General features: G+C 63.7%; 13 protein-coding genes. 12 read left to right on the plus strand and 1 reads right to left on the minus strand.

Features of this window, described 5'->3' with window-relative positions; all coding sequences use genetic code 11:
• Nucleotides 1-50: 50 nt before the first annotated feature.
• Genes SB756_RS16730 through SB756_RS16740 form a run of 3 tightly spaced genes read left to right on the plus strand, consistent with a single transcriptional unit; the run spans nucleotide 51 to nucleotide 2,507 of the window.
• The gene (locus SB756_RS16730) at nucleotides 51-1,070 is read left to right on the plus strand and encodes an aminoglycoside phosphotransferase family protein (protein ID WP_341797398.1); all 1,020 of its coding nucleotides are present in this window, start codon (nucleotides 51-53) and stop codon (nucleotides 1,068-1,070) included.
• Nucleotides 1,067-1,738, plus strand: a complete 672-nt coding sequence (gene murU, locus SB756_RS16735; RefSeq protein WP_410911169.1) for an N-acetylmuramate alpha-1-phosphate uridylyltransferase MurU — start codon at nucleotides 1,067-1,069, stop codon at nucleotides 1,736-1,738. The genes SB756_RS16730 and murU overlap by 4 nt, the downstream gene beginning before the upstream one ends.
• A gap of 1 nt (nucleotide 1,739) precedes the next feature.
• On the plus strand, nucleotides 1,740-2,507 hold the full coding sequence (locus tag SB756_RS16740; protein ID WP_341797400.1) for a TerB family tellurite resistance protein: 768 nt from the start codon (nucleotides 1,740-1,742) through the stop codon (nucleotides 2,505-2,507).
• A gap of 34 nt (nucleotides 2,508-2,541) precedes the next feature.
• On the opposite strand, the gene SB756_RS16745 is transcribed toward SB756_RS16740, so the two are convergent.
• Nucleotides 2,542-3,540, minus strand: coding sequence for an alpha/beta hydrolase family protein (locus SB756_RS16745; protein ID WP_410911170.1), 999 nt, complete (start codon nucleotides 3,538-3,540; stop codon nucleotides 2,542-2,544).
• A gap of 95 nt (nucleotides 3,541-3,635) precedes the next feature.
• Here SB756_RS16745 and SB756_RS16750 point away from each other — a divergent pair, with 95 nt between their 5' ends.
• From SB756_RS16750 to trpE, 9 genes are all read left to right on the plus strand, one after another.
• The gene (locus SB756_RS16750) at nucleotides 3,636-6,023 is read left to right on the plus strand and encodes a PAS domain S-box protein (RefSeq protein WP_410911171.1); all 2,388 of its coding nucleotides are present in this window, start codon (nucleotides 3,636-3,638) and stop codon (nucleotides 6,021-6,023) included.
• A 7-nt stretch (nucleotides 6,024-6,030) separates the two neighbouring features.
• Nucleotides 6,031-6,663, plus strand: coding sequence for a response regulator transcription factor (locus tag SB756_RS16755; protein ID WP_169725176.1), 633 nt, complete (start codon nucleotides 6,031-6,033; stop codon nucleotides 6,661-6,663).
• Nucleotides 6,664-6,958: 295 nt separating this feature from the next.
• Complete coding sequence (locus tag SB756_RS16760; protein WP_258654869.1) at nucleotides 6,959-8,083, plus strand: ABC transporter ATP-binding protein; 1,125 nt, start codon at nucleotides 6,959-6,961, stop codon at nucleotides 8,081-8,083.
• A 40-nt stretch (nucleotides 8,084-8,123) separates the two neighbouring features.
• Nucleotides 8,124-9,158 carry an ABC transporter substrate-binding protein gene (locus SB756_RS16765; RefSeq protein ID WP_410911172.1) on the plus strand — a complete coding sequence of 345 codons (1,035 nt, stop codon included), beginning with the start codon at nucleotides 8,124-8,126 and terminating at the stop codon, nucleotides 9,156-9,158.
• Between the two features lie 66 nt (nucleotides 9,159-9,224).
• Nucleotides 9,225-10,472, plus strand: a complete 1,248-nt coding sequence (locus SB756_RS16770; RefSeq protein WP_410911173.1) for an ABC transporter permease — start codon at nucleotides 9,225-9,227, stop codon at nucleotides 10,470-10,472.
• A gap of 11 nt (nucleotides 10,473-10,483) precedes the next feature.
• Nucleotides 10,484-11,311, plus strand: coding sequence for an ABC transporter permease (locus SB756_RS16775; RefSeq protein ID WP_341797404.1), 828 nt, complete (start codon nucleotides 10,484-10,486; stop codon nucleotides 11,309-11,311).
• Between the two features lie 146 nt (nucleotides 11,312-11,457).
• A complete protein-coding gene (gene rpe, locus SB756_RS16780; RefSeq protein ID WP_019472940.1) occupies nucleotides 11,458-12,132 on the plus strand; it encodes a ribulose-phosphate 3-epimerase in 675 nt (224 codons plus the stop codon).
• Nucleotides 12,129-12,947 carry a phosphoglycolate phosphatase gene (locus SB756_RS16785; RefSeq protein ID WP_410911174.1) on the plus strand — a complete coding sequence of 273 codons (819 nt, stop codon included), beginning with the start codon at nucleotides 12,129-12,131 and terminating at the stop codon, nucleotides 12,945-12,947. Before rpe ends, SB756_RS16785 begins: the two co-directional genes overlap by 4 nt.
• Nucleotides 12,948-13,016: 69 nt before the next feature.
• Complete coding sequence (gene trpE / locus SB756_RS16790; protein ID WP_341797406.1) at nucleotides 13,017-14,498, plus strand: anthranilate synthase component I; 1,482 nt, start codon at nucleotides 13,017-13,019, stop codon at nucleotides 14,496-14,498.
• Nucleotides 14,499-14,580 lie beyond the last annotated feature (82 nt).

The raw sequence follows: 14,580 nt of genomic DNA on the forward strand, positions 1-14,580 counted from the left end.
ATAATAAAGCATGACCCGCTTGACGGCTAGGGCCGTCGGAGACCCTTGTAATGCCTGAACACGATGTACGCCTGCAACAACTGACGGTCTGGCTCGATGAGCAGCTCAATGATCTTTTCCTGAACAACGCCTGGGGCGAAGTGCCCGCAGGCAACCTGACCGCGGCCAGCAGCGACGCCAGCTTCCGCCGCTACTTCCGCTGGCAGGGCGCTGGGCGCAGCTTCGTGATCATGGACGCGCCACCCCCGCAGGAAAACTGCCGACCGTTCGTCGCCATTGACCACTTGCTGGCCAGCGCTGGTGTGCATGTGCCGCTGATCCATGCCCAGGACCTGGAGCGCGGCTTCCTGTTGCTGGGGGATCTGGGCCACCAGACATACCTTGATGTAATTGATGCCGACAACGCCGATGGCCTGTTCGCCGACGCCATCGAGGCCTTGCTGGCCTTCCAGCGCCTGCCAATGGATGCGCCGCTGCCCAGCTACGACGATGCCCTGTTGCGCCGTGAAGTAGAGCTGTTTCCCGAGTGGTACGTGGGGCGTGAGCTTGGCCTGGCCCTGAGCGAAGCGCAGAAAGCCACCTGGCAGCGCGTCAGCCAACTGCTGATCGACAGCGCCCTGGCCCAGCCCAAGGTGCTGGTGCACCGCGACTACATGCCGCGCAACCTGATGCAAAGTACCCCCAACCCCGGCGTACTGGACTTCCAGGACGCGGTGTACGGCCCGGTCACCTACGACATCACCTGCCTGTTCAAGGACGCCTTCCTCAGCTGGCCGCAGGCACGGGTCGAAGGCTGGCTGCGAAACTACTGGCAGCAGGCCAAGGCGGCTGGCATCCCGGTGCAGGGCGACTTCGAAGCATTCCAGCGTGCCAGCGACCTGATGGGTGTGCAGCGCCACCTGAAGGTGATCGGCATTTTCGCCCGCATCTGCCACCGCGACGGCAAACCGCGCTATCTGGGCGACGTGCCGCGTTTCTTCGCCTATATAGAAGAAGTGATCGGCCGCCGTCCCGAATTGGCGGAGCTGGGTGAGCTGATCGCCGAGTTGCAGGCCGGAGCGCGTGCATGAAGGCAATGATCCTGGCAGCAGGCAAAGGCGAGCGCATGCGCCCATTGACCCTGCATACCCCCAAACCACTGATCCAGGTCGCTGGCCAGCCGCTGATCGAGTACCACCTGCACGCCCTGGCGGCGGCGGGTATTACCGAGGTGGTGATCAACCATGCCTGGCTCGGCCAGCAGATCGAAGACCACCTGGGCGATGGCAGCCGCTTCGGGCTGAGCATTCGTTATTCACCTGAGGGCGAGCCGCTGGAAACCGGTGGTGGCATCTTCAAGGCCCTGCCATTGCTGGGCGACGCGCCGTTCCTGCTGGTTAATGGCGATGTCTGGAGCGATTACGACTTCACATGCCTGCCGGGCCCCTTGCAAGGTCTTGCTCACCTGGTACTGGTCGATAACCCTGGCCATCACGGCCGTGGTGACTTCCGCCTGGTAGGCGATCAGGTCGTCGATGGCGATGATGCACCGGGCACGCTCACCTTCAGTGGGCTTTCAGTGCTGCACCCGGCATTGTTCGACGGTTGCCAGCCCGGCGCCTTCAAGCTGGCGCCACTGCTGCGTCAGGCCATGGCGGATGGCAAGGTCACTGGCGAACACTACCGTGGGCACTGGGTAGATGTTGGCACGCCTGAGCGCCTGGCCGAGGCTGAGCGTTTGATTGGCGAGCGCGCCTGACATGTGGTGGCCAGGCACGCTGATTGGTGTGAGTGCAGGTTTTGCTGTAGCCAGCATCCCGGGGGCCTTGCTCGGCGGGTTGCTTGGGCAGGCCCTGGACCGCCGCCTGCGCTTGCAGGGCTGGGAAGACATGCGCGAACGCCTGGGCGGTCGCTCGGCCTTGCGTGACGACGAGTTGCTGTTCGTGATGCTCGGGCGCCTGGCCAAGTGCGATGGGCGGGTGGCTGAGCAGCATATCCGCCAGGCGCGCCAGGAAATGCTGCGCCTGGACCTGGCCGAAGCGGCCCGGCTGCGCGCGATAGCCGCGTTCAACCGCGGCAAGGCGGGCAAGGACCGGCTGGGCAGCCATTTGCGCCGCATTCGCCAGCAGCCTCATGCGGCGGAAGGCACCCTGCGCGCCTGTTGGCGCATGGTCTGGGCCGACGGCAAGATGGGCAACAAGGAACGTGAGCTGCTGCTGGACTGGGGACAGAAGCTAGGCCTGAGCCGGCGCCAGGTGCAGGCGATGTCGCTGGAGTACGAGCCGCGCAAGGCAGCCGGAACGGAAGGGGTGGCCATGACCTATGCCGCGGCGTTGCGCTTGCTGGCGGTTGAGGCTGACACCGAGACCGACAAGGTCAAGCAGGCGTATCGCCGGCTGGTCAGCCGGCATCACCCGGACAAGCTGGCAGGTACCGGTGCCAGCGAGGCGCAGGTGCGTGAGGCGACTGAGCGTACCCGTGAGTTGCATCAGGCCTATGCCATGATCCGTAAGCGCCGGGGCCTGTGAAAATGGGGCCGCTGTGCGGCCCATCGATTTCAGCTCAACCCTGAGGGCTCATCCATCCCCGTACCCGGCGGAACAACTGCTCTTGTTCCGCGGCCTTGTTCCCCGGCATGGCAATCAACGACAACTGCCGGTACTGGCTGTCCTTCTGCCGCTTGCTGGCCTGCAGGCGCTGCTCGGCCGCGTTGCGGTCGCTGCTACGGGTGACGTAGTAGATATCGGCAGTCGGCACCTTCAAGGTCGGCGCCAGGCTTTGCAGGTCATGTTCAACCCGCGCCGGTGTCTGCGCGGCGACCATCACCAGTTTTTGTACCTGGGGTGGCTGCTTCTCGCTCAGGTAGCGTGCCGCCCAATACGCACCGCTACCATGGCCGATCAGCACGATGCTGCGGGCGTTGTGTTGCTGTGCGTACGCTACGGCGGCATCCAGGCGGGCGAAGATACGCTCGGCATCTGCCGGGTCGGCCTGCTCGCTGGCCTGTTCAGCGTCAGTGCTTTCTGCGGTGTCGGCATCGGCCGCCGTGGCCTGGGCCACGTTGGCGTTGGCGTCGGCCGGTACGTCCTTGGCCGGTGCGCTTTCGCCTTTGTCTTGCTCAGGCTCGGCGGGCGGTGCGGCCTCGACCCTTGCCTGCGGGCTGTCGGCGAGCAGGTCGGGCAGGCTGACGCTCAGAGTGTGCCAACCGACATCAGGGAATTTCTGCCGCAGTGGGCCGACCGCATTTGGCCAGTCGGCGGTCTCGCCAGCACCGGGAATAATGATGACTGCCCCTTGCGGGTCGTTGTCATTGGCGGGTTTCCAAAGGGCCAGGAAGCTGTCGGCACCGGCCTGCAAGGTCTGCTGCTCGGCCTTGGGCACAAGCCGTTCCAGCGCCTGGGCATCTTCCTGGCTGCGCTCCAGCAGGGGCGGGCGCGGGGCTTCGGCGGCCGGAGCTTCGGTGGTGGTGGTTGGTTTTTCGGCATCGGCAGCCAAGGCGCCGAGTGGAAGGATCGAGGTCAGGCAGCACATTGCCAGCGTCGTGCGATAAAGTGTGGACATGAGTCAACCCAGGGCCAGAATGATATCGGCAGCCTAATAGTATTTGCCCGTGACGGCCATGCTGCATGGCCGCCTTTGCCAAGACGAGCGTGTAGATGAAGCGAGTGCGTAGCCTGTTGGTTATCGGCTGCTTGTGGCTGCCCTTGATTGCATTGGCCCGGCCCGAGGTGGTGCCCACCGTTACGCTGGAGCCTGCGCAACAGCAGTGGCTGGACGCGCACCGCAGCTTGCGCGTCGGCCTGGTGCTGCAGGCGCCCTACGCCCAATTCGACCGGCGCCTGCAGCAACTGTACGGGGCCAACGTAGAACTGGTGAACAGCCTGGCGCAGGCGCTGCGCCTGGACCTTACCTGGCGCAACTTCAGCGACCAGGCCAGCCTGGAACATGCCCTGCAGAGCGGCGAAATCGACTTCGCCCCCGGCCTTACCCAGACGCCGGCCAGCCTGCGGCTGTGGCTGTTCAGCGACCCGTACATGCGCGTGCCGCAACTGGTGGTGGGGCCGCGCACCGGCGCCATGGCCGTGGAGCTGGAAAAGCTTGAAGCCGAGCAGCGGGTGGCCGTGCGCATGCCCAGCCAGCTGGCCGATTACCTGCGCGGCAACTACGGCAACCTCAACCTGCAGGGGGTGCCCAACGAACGTGAGGCCTTGCAACTGGTGGTAGGTGGCCAGGCCAGTTTCGCGGTGCTGGATGAAGCCCAGCTCAGCCGCTTGTCACGCGAAAGCGAGTTCAGTGAGCTGGCGGTGGTCGGCGATATCGGCCTGCCGCAGTTGTTGCGCATCGGCTCGCGGCGCGACTGGCCGCTGCTGGCCGATGTGCTCGAGCGCGGCCTGCAGGCGCTGCCGGCCAAGGAGCTGGAGCAACTGCACCAACGCTGGCTGCAACCCAAATACCCACGGCTGAGCGAGTCGCCTGGCTTCTGGCAGAACCTGGCCTTGCTGTTCGGTATGTTGCTGTTGTGTGCCTTGGCCACCCTGGTGTGGCAACGCCGCCAGCAGCGCCAGCTGGAGCGCAGCCTCCTGACCACGCGGGAAAGCCTGGTGGAGCGACAAGTGCGTGAAGAAGCCCTGCGCCTGAGCCAGTTCGCCATCGACCAGAGCACGGTGGGTATTCTCTGGGTCAACTGGGACAGCCACGTACGCTACGCCAATCACGCCGCCGAGCGCATGCTGGGATATGGCGATGGCGAACTGCTGGAGCGGCCGTTGAGCACCTTCGAGCCCAGCCTGAACATGGACCGCTGGCTGGAGTTATGGAAAGGCGCACGCACGGGGGAGGGCGGTGTTGGCCAGTTCGAGGCACAGTGCCGGCGGGCCGACAACAGCCTGCTGCCGGTCGAGCTATCACTGAGTTTTCTGCGTTTTCGAGATTCCGAATACCTGGTGGTCTACCTCGCCGATGTCACCGAGCGCCACCGCGCCCTGGCGGCACTGCGCGAGAGCGAGGCGAGGCTCAAGGGCATTGCCGGCAACGTGCCCGGGCTGGTGTTCCGCCTGGAGCGTGACCCGGCCGAAGGCGAGCTGGAATTCCCCTATATCAGTGAGGGCAGCGAGGCGTTGGTGGGCTATGCGCCTGTCGAGATCCAGCACCCACAGATGGGCCTGCGCAACCTGGTTCACCCCGAAGACCGCGCCGATTACCACCGGGTCCAGGACCTGGCCTTGGCCAGCGACCAGGACTGGTCCTGGCAGGGGCGTATCCTGACCCGCCACGGTGAACAACGCTGGGCCGACATCAAGGCCAGCACCCGGCGCCTGGCCAACGGCCAGGTGGTGTGGGACGGTGTGGTATGGGACATCACCCAGGGCAAGCGGGCCGAGTTGGCGTTGGCGAAATCCCAGGAGCAGCTGCGCGAGCTGTCGGCCCACCTGGAAAGCGTGCGCGAGGAAGAAAAGGCGCGCATCGCCCGGGAAGTGCATGATGAGCTGGGGCAGATGCTGACCGTGCTCAAGCTGGAGGTGTCGATGTGCGAGCTGGCGTTTGCCGACCTGGACCCGGGCCTGCATGAGCGCCTGGCAAGCATGAAGCGCCTGATTGCCCAGCTGTTCCAGTTGGTGCGTGATGTCGCCACTGCTTTGCGCCCGCCGATTCTCGATGCCGGCATTGCCTCGGCCATCGAATGGCAGGCACGGCGCTTTGAAGCCCGCACGCAGATCCCCTGCCTGGTACAAGTGCCGGATAATCTGCCAGCATTGAGCGATGCCAAGGCCACCGGCCTGTTTCGTATCTTGCAGGAGGCGCTCACCAACGTCATGCGCCACGCCCAGGCGCACAGCGTGGAGATCGAGCTGGTGCGTGAGGAAGGGCAATTGCGCATGACGGTCAGCGATGATGGCCAAGGCTTTTGCCGCGAGCAGACCCGGCCCACTTCATTTGGCCTGGTGGGTGTACGCGAACGGGTGCTGATGCTGGGGGGCAGCATGGCGCTGGACAGTGAACCGGGCGAAGGCACCAGCCTGAGTGTGGCCATTCCATTGGAGTAGGAGAGCAATCGTGATTCGAGTACTGGTGGCCGAAGACCACACCATTGTCCGTGAAGGCATCAAGCAGTTGATTGGCCTGGCCAAGGACATGCAGGTGGTGGGGGAGGCCGGGAATGGTGAGCAGTTGCTCGACACCCTGCGCCACACGCCGTGCGAAGTGGTGCTGCTGGATATCTCGATGCCGGGGGTGAACGGCCTGGAGGCGATCCCGCGGATCCGTGCCCTGCACGATGCGCCGGCAATCCTGATGCTGTCGATGCACGACGAGGCCCAGATGGCGGCGCGGGCGCTGAAGGCTGGGGCGGCGGGCTATGCCACCAAGGACAGTGACCCGGCGCTGCTACTGACCGCGATACGTCGGGTGGCAAGCGGCGGCCGGTACATCGACCCGTCGCTGGCCGACCGCATGGTGTTCGAAGTGGGCCTGACCGAGTCCCGGCCATTGCACACGCTGCTGTCGGAGCGGGAGTTTTCGGTGTTCGAGCGCCTGGCCCAAGGGGCCAACGTCAACGACATCGCCCAGCAACTGGCGCTGTCGAGCAAAACCATCAGCACCCACAAGGCGCGTTTGATGCAAAAGCTGAAAGTGAACTCGCTGGCGGAGCTGGTGAAGTACGCCATGGAACACAAGCTGGTCTGATTGCGACATAGGCGTGCCCGAAACTTGCCGAAGCCTCTGTGGGAGCGGGCATGCCCGCGAACGGGCCTGGCCTGCTGATCTCTATGGCTGAGCCGGCCTCTTCGCGGGCATGCCCGCTCCCACAGGTTTCGTGGCTGGATCGCAAGGGCATTCCAATCCCGCCATTGTTGTAGGGCAATCCCTACAGCAAATCTTCCATCCGGATGATGGCATTCTCTCAGTGCCCCCGATTTTCGTGCGCTTGCGCCTCTTCTACTCTTTTGCCTACGCAGTCATCCAACAAGAAGGTGCAGGCATGAGCGAGGCGAAGTCGAACGCTGCAACCAGCGAAACGCTGGTCAGCTTCCGTGGTGTGCAGAAGAGCTACGACGGCGAGTCGCTGATCGTCAAAGACCTCAACCTGGACATCCGCAAGGGCGAGTTCCTTACCCTGCTTGGCCCGTCCGGCTCCGGCAAGACCACCAGCCTGATGATGCTGGCCGGCTTCGAAACCCCTACCGCCGGTGAAATCCAGCTGGCCGGGCGCTCGATCAACAACGTGCCGCCGCACAAGCGCGACATCGGCATGGTGTTCCAGAACTACGCGTTGTTCCCTCACATGACCGTGGCCGAGAACCTGGCCTTTCCGCTGACCGTACGCAACCTGAGCAAGACCGACGTCAGCGAGCGGGTCAAACGCGTGCTGAACATGGTCCAGCTCGATACTTTCGCCAAGCGCTACCCCGGCCAGCTTTCCGGTGGCCAGCAGCAGCGGGTGGCCTTGGCCCGTGCACTGGTGTTCGAGCCGCAACTGGTGCTGATGGACGAACCGCTCGGCGCGCTGGACAAGCAGCTGCGTGAACACATGCAGATGGAGATCAAGCACATCCACCAGCGCCTGGGCGTGACCGTGGTGTACGTGACCCACGATCAGGGCGAAGCGCTGACCATGTCCGACCGCGTGGCGGTGTTCCACCAGGGCGAGATCCAGCAGATCGCCGACCCGCGCACGCTGTACGAAGAACCCTGCAATACCTTTGTCGCCAACTTCATCGGCGAGAACAACCGTATCAACGGCACCCTGCTGGCCAGCGATGGCAAGCGCTGCCAGGTGCAGCTGCCGCGCGGCGAGCGGGTTGAAGCGCTGGCGGTGAACGTCGGCCAGGCCGGCGAGCCGGTAACCCTGTCGATCCGCCCGGAGCGTGTGCGCCTGAATGGCCACAGCGAGCGCTGCGTCAACCGCTTCTCTGGCCGGGTGGCCGAATTCATTTACCTGGGCGACCACGTGCGGGTGCGCCTGGAAGTTTGCGGCAAGGCCGATTTCTTCGTGAAACAGCCGATTGCCGAGCTCGACCCGGCCCTGGCCGTGGGCGATGTGGTACCGCTGGGCTGGGAGGTGGAGCACGCCCGCGCGCTCGATCCGATTGCCGAAGCCCATTGATGGATTGCTTCACCAACCCTGTACTGTGGAGAGAATAAGAATGCGCAAGCAGTTGAAACTGACCGCCCTGGCCCTGGGGCTGTTCGCCGCTGGCCAGGCCATGGCCGCAGACCTCACCGTGATCTCGTTCGGGGGCGCCAACAAGGCCGCCCAGGTCAAAGCGTTCTACGAGCCATGGGAGAAGGCGGGCAATGGCAAGATCGTCGCCGGCGAGTACAACGGCGAAATGGCCAAGGTCAAGGCGATGGTCGACACCAAGAGCGTGTCGTGGAACCTGGTAGAGGTTGAGTCGCCAGAGCTGGCGCGCGGGTGCGATGAGGGCATGTTCGAAGAGCTCGACCCGGCCCTGTTCGGCAGCGAGGCCGATTACGTGCCTGGTGCCATCCAGCCGTGCGGCGTGGGCTTCTTCGTTTGGTCCACGGTCATGGCTTACAACGCTGACAAGCTCAAGACCGCACCTACCAGCTGGGCCGATTTCTGGGACACCAAGCAGTTCCCAGGCAAGCGTGGCTTGCGCAAGGGCGCCAAGTACACCATGGAATTTGCACTGATGGCCGATGGCGTTGCGCCCAAGGACGTCTACAAGGTGCTGGCCACAAAGGAAGGCCAGGACCGCGCCTTCAAGAAACTTGATGAGCTCAAGCCCAGCATCCAGTGGTGGGAAGCGGGTGCACAGCCACCGCAGTTCCTGGCTTCAGGCGACGTGGTCATGAGCTCTGCCTACAACGGCCGTATTGCCGCTGTGCAGAAAGAGAGCAACCTCAAGGTGGTGTGGAACGGCGGCATCTACGACTTTGACGCCTGGGCGATCCCTAAAGGTGCCAAGAACGTCGAAGAGGCGAAGAAGTTCATCGCCTACAGCGTCAAGCCCGAACAGCAGAAGATCTACTCCGAGAACATTGCCTACGGCCCGGCCAACTCCAAGGCCGTACCCCTGCTGTCGGACGAGGTGAAAAAGGACATGCCGACCACGCCTGAGAACATTGCCAACCAGGTGCAGATCGACGTGGCCTTCTGGGCCGACAACAGCGAGCAGCTGGAGCAACGCTTCAACGCCTGGGCGGCGAAGAAGTAAGGCGCATCAAAGGGGCGCTGGCCATTGGGCCGGCGCTCCCCGTTTCCCTGTTTTGCGGAGTTCGCCATGGCCATTGCAGTGCCCCTCAACGAAGGCGCAGGTCCAAGTCTCAAGCAGCGCCTGAAACACGCCGAGCGGGTCAACCGCTGGAAGGCGCAGGCGTTGATCGCGCCGCTGGCGCTGTTTCTTCTGCTGGTGTTCCTGGTGCCGATTGCGGCGCTGCTGTACAAGAGCGTCGGCAACCCGGAAGTGGTCGCCGGCCTGCCACGCACGGTAGACATCATCAGCCAGTGGGATGGCAAGAGCCTGCCCGGCGAGGATGTGTACAAGGCGCTGAGCCAGGACCTGGCCGAGTCGCGCAAGAACCAGACCCTTGGCGACCTTTCCAAGCGCCTGAACATGGAGCTGGCCGGCTACCGCAGCTTGTTGACCAAGACTGCCCGCGCACTGCCATTCAAGGCAGAGCCTGCCTCTTATAAAGACGCCCTGCAGGCCGTCGACGAGCGTTGGGGCGACCCGGCCTACTGGCAGGCGATACGCCGTAATACCAGTACGGTGACCTCGTTCTACCTGCTGGCTTCTGTGGACCACCGCATCGACGACCTGGGCGAGCTGGCCAAGGCCACGCCGGACCAGGCCATTTACCTGGATATCTTTGCCCGCACCCTGTGGATGGGTGTGGTGATTACCGCCATCTGCCTGGTGCTGGCCTACCCACTGGCCTACCTGCTGGCCAACCTGCCAACCCGGCAGAGCAACCTGCTGATGATTCTGGTGCTGCTGCCGTTCTGGACCTCGATCCTGGTGCGGGTGGCAGCGTGGATCGTGCTGCTGCAGTCGGGTGGCCTGATCAACAGTGCACTGATGGCCATAGGCATCATCGACCAGCCGCTGGAACTGGTGTTCAACCGCACCGGTGTGTACATCTCCATGGTGCACATCCTGCTGCCGTTCATGATCCTGCCGCTGTACAGCGTGATGAAGGGCATTTCGCCCAGCTATATGCGTGCCGCGATCTCGCTGGGCTGCCACCCGTTCGCCAGCTTCTGGCGGGTGTACTTCCCGCAGACCTACGCCGGTGTTGGCGCGGGTTGCCTGCTGGTGTTCATCCTGGCCATCGGCTACTACATCACCCCGGCGCTGCTGGGAAGCCCGAACGACCAGATGGTCAGCTACTTCGTTGCCTTCTATACCAACACCAGCATCAACTGGGGCATGGCTACCGCGCTGGGTGGGCTGTTGCTTTTGGCTACCGTGCTGTTGTACCTGATCTATAGCTGGCTGGTCGGCGCCAGCCGCCTGCGCCTGAGCTGAGGAGCCTTGCCATGTTGAGCCCCTATATGTCGCCCGTGGAGCGGGTCTGGTTCTACAGCCTGCGCATTCTTTGCGGCCTGGTTTTGCTGTTCCTGATCTTGCCGGTGCTGGTGATCGTGCCGCTGTCGTTCAACAGTGGCAGCTTCCTGGTGTACCCGTTGCAGGGCTTTTCGCTGCAGTGGTACCAGGACTTCTTCGGCTCGGCCGAATGGATGCGGGCGCTGAAAAACAGCATCATCGTCGCCCCGGCGGCCACGGTGCTGGCTATGGTGTTCGGTACCCTGGCGGCCATTGGCCTGACCCGTGGCGATTTTCCCGGCAAGTCACTGGTGATGGCGCTGGTGATTTCACCGATGGTGGTGCCGGTGGTGATCATCGGTGTGGCCAGCTACCTGTTCTTCGCCCCGCTGGGTCTGGGTAACAGCTTCACCTCGCTGATTCTGGTGCATGCGGTGCTGGGTGTGCCGTTCGTCATCATTACCGTGTCGGCAACCCTGCAGGGCTTCAACTACAACCTGGTGCGAGCGGCTGCCAGCCTGGGTGCGTCGCCGCTGCTGGCCTTCCGTCGGGTGACCCTGCCGCTGATTGCGCCCGGGGTGATCTCGGGTGCGCTGTTTGCCTTTGCGACGTCGTTTGACGAGGTGGTGGTGACGCTGTTCCTGGCCGGGCCGGAGCAGGCAACCCTGCCAAGGCAGATGTTCAGCGGCATCCGTGAAAACCTGAGCCCCACCATTGCTGCTGCGGCGACCTTGCTGATTGCGTTCTCGGTAGTATTGCTGCTGACCCTGGAGTGGTTGCGTGGGCGCAGCGAGAAGCTGAGAACCCAGCAACCGGCCTGATGATGGGTCGCCTGTGCCGGCCTCATCGCCGGCACAGCCAGTGCAAGGCTCTTGGGTATCGGTCGCGATCATGTGATACCAATCAGCCCTCATCCGTTCGCCTGGGTTACAATGCGCGCCACCGTGATTCTGCCAACAGGTGCGCCATGCAGCCCTACGCTATTGCCCCCTCCATCCTCTCCGCCGATTTCGCCCGCCTGGGTGAAGACGTCGACAAGGTATTGGCTGCGGGTGCCGACATCGTCCACTTCGATGTCATGGACAACCACTACGTTCCCAACCTGACCATTGGCCCGATGGTCTGCACGGCCCTGCGCAAGTACGGTGTTACCGCGCCGATCGACGTGCACCTGATGGTCAGCCCGGTCGACCGCATCATCGGCGACTTCATCGAAGCCGGCGCCACCTACATCACCTTCCACCCGGAAGCCTCCCAGCACGTCGACCGTTCGCTGCAACTGATCAAGGACGGCGGCTGCAAGGCCGGCCTGGTGTTCAACCCGGCCACCAGCCTGGATGCCCTGAAGTACGTGATGGACAAGATCGACATGGTGCTGCTGATGAGCGTCAACCCAGGCTTTGGCGGGCAGAAGTTCATCCCGGGCACCCTCGACAAGCTGCGCGAGGCGCGGGCGCTGATCGACGCCAGTGGCCGTGATATCCGCCTGGAAATCGACGGTGGCGTGAACGTCAACAACATCCGCGAGATCGCTGCCGCTGGCGCCGACACCTTCGTGGCCGGTTCGGCTATCTTCAACGCCCCGGACTACCAGGAAGTCATCGCCAAGATGCGCGCCGAACTGGCTCAGGCCCGCCCATGAGTGGCTTCGAGCAGCTGTTCCCGGGGACGCTGCCCAGGCTGGTGATGTTCGATCTGGACGGTACCCTGATCGATTCCGTGCCAGACCTTGCCGCCGCCGTGGACCGCATGCTGCTCGAACTGGGGCGCCCGCCTGCCGGCCTTGAGGCAGTACGCCATTGGGTCGGCAACGGCGCCCAGGTGCTGGTGCGTCGGGCGCTGGCGGGTGGCATCGAGCACGCCGCCGTGGACGACGCGCTGGCTGATCAGGCGCTGGCGCTGTTCATGGACGCCTATGCGCAAAGCCATGAGCTGACCGTGGTCTATCCCGGTGTGCAGGACACCCTGCGCTGGCTGCGCAAGCAGGGCGTGGAAATGGCGCTGATCACCAACAAGCCCGAGCGCTTCGTCGGCCCGTTGCTGGACCAGATGAAAATCGGCCGCTACTTCCGCTGGATCATTGGCGGCGACACCCTGCCACAGAAAAAGCCAGACCCGGCGGCTTTGCTGTTTGTCATGCAGATGGCCAGCGTTACCCCGCAGCAGTCGCTGTTTGTCGGCGATTCGCGCAGTGACGTATTGGCCGCCAAGGCGGCTGGCGTGCAGTGCGTGGGGCTGACCTACGGCTACAACCATGGCCGGCCGATCCACGACGAATCCCCTAACCTGGTGATCGACGATCTGCGCGCGTTGCTGCCCGGTTGCGCAGACCCGGCCACTGGGATAACGTTGGCCAACCTTCAAGCCTCACAAGACAGAGAGCCCACCGTGGTGGTTACTGGCAAATTCTGGATGAAAGTCATCAAGGCCCTGGCCCGTTGGCGTTGGCGCGCCTGACTTCAGCCTGCCGGCGCGTGCCGGCCCGTCCGTTTGCCTGACCTATTGCTGCTTGCCACGAGGCTACTCATGAACCGCGAAGAATTCCTGCGCCTGGCCGCTGCCGGCTACAACCGCATTCCCCTGGCCTGCGAAACCCTGGCCGACTTCGACACGCCGTTGTCGATCTACCTGAAACTGGCTGACCAGCCCAACTCGTACCTGCTCGAGTCGGTGCAGGGTGGCGAGAAATGGGGCCGTTACTCGATGATCGGCCTGCCGTCGCGCACCGTGATGCGTGTGCACGGCTACCACGTCAGCATCCTGCAGGATGGCGTCGAGGTTGAAAGCCACGATGTCGAAGACCCGCTGGCCTTTGTCGAAAGTTTCAAGGACCGTTACAAGGTCGCTGACATCCCTGGTCTGCCGCGCTTCAACGGCGGCCTGGTCGGCTACTTTGGCTATGATTGCGTGCGTTATGTGGAAAAACGCCTTGGCGCCAGCCCCAACCCGGACCCGCTGGGCGTGCCGGATATCCTGCTGATGGTGTCCGATGCGGTGGTGGTGTTCGACAACCTGGCAGGCAAGATGCACGCCATCGTGCTGGTCGACCCGGCTGAAGATCAGGCCTTTGAACAGGGCCAGGCACGCCTGCAAGGCCTGCTGGAAACCCTGCGTCAGCCGATCACCCCGCGCCGCGGCCTGGACCTGAGTGGCCCGCAGGCCGCCGAGCCGGAATTCCGCTCCAGCTATACCCGCGACGACTACGAGAGCGCGGTCGGCCGTATCAAGGAGTACATCCTGGCCGGCGACTGCATGCAGGTGGTGCCGTCGCAACGCATGTCGATCGACTTCAAGGCTGCGCCCATCGACCTGTACCGTGCGCTGCGCTGCTTCAACCCGACGCCGTACATGTACTTCTTCAACTTCGGCGACTTCCATGTGGTCGGTAGTTCGCCCGAGGTGCTGGTGCGGGTCGAGGATAACCTGGTCACCGTGCGCCCGATTGCCGGTACCCGCCCGCGTGGCGCGTCCGAAGAAGCCGACCGCGCGCTGGAAGACGACCTGCTGTCGGACGACAAGGAAATCGCCGAACACCTGATGCTGATCGACCTGGGCCGCAACGACGTCGGCCGTGTGTCCTCGACCGGCAGCGTGCGCCTGACCGAGAAGATGGTGATCGAGCGCTACTCCAACGTGATGCACATTGTCTCCAACGTCACCGGCCAGCTGCGTGAAGGGCTGACAGCGATGGATGCACTGCGGGCAATCCTGCCGGCAGGCACCCTGTCGGGTGCGCCGAAGATTCGCGCGATGGAGATCATCGACGAGCTGGAGCCGGTCAAGCGTGGGGTTTACGGTGGTGCAGTCGGCTACTTTGCCTGGAACGGCAACATGGACACCGCGATTGCGATCCGTACTGCCGTGATCAAGGATGGTGAACTGCATGTGCAGGCCGGGGGCGGCATCGTTGCCGACTCGGTGCCGGCGCTGGAGTGGGAAGAAACCATCAACAAGCGCCGCGCCATGTTCCGTGCCGTGGCGCTTGCAGAGCAGACGTTGGCTAAATAAACAGATTGGGGCTGCTTTGCAGCCCTTCGCGGCACAAGGATCGCGCAAATCCCGAGACCTGCGCGGTCCCCTGTAGGAGCGG

This window comes from Pseudomonas sp. SIMBA_068 (assembly GCF_046534705.1).
In the GTDB taxonomy this organism is placed as follows: domain Bacteria; phylum Pseudomonadota; class Gammaproteobacteria; order Pseudomonadales; family Pseudomonadaceae; genus Aquipseudomonas; species Aquipseudomonas putida.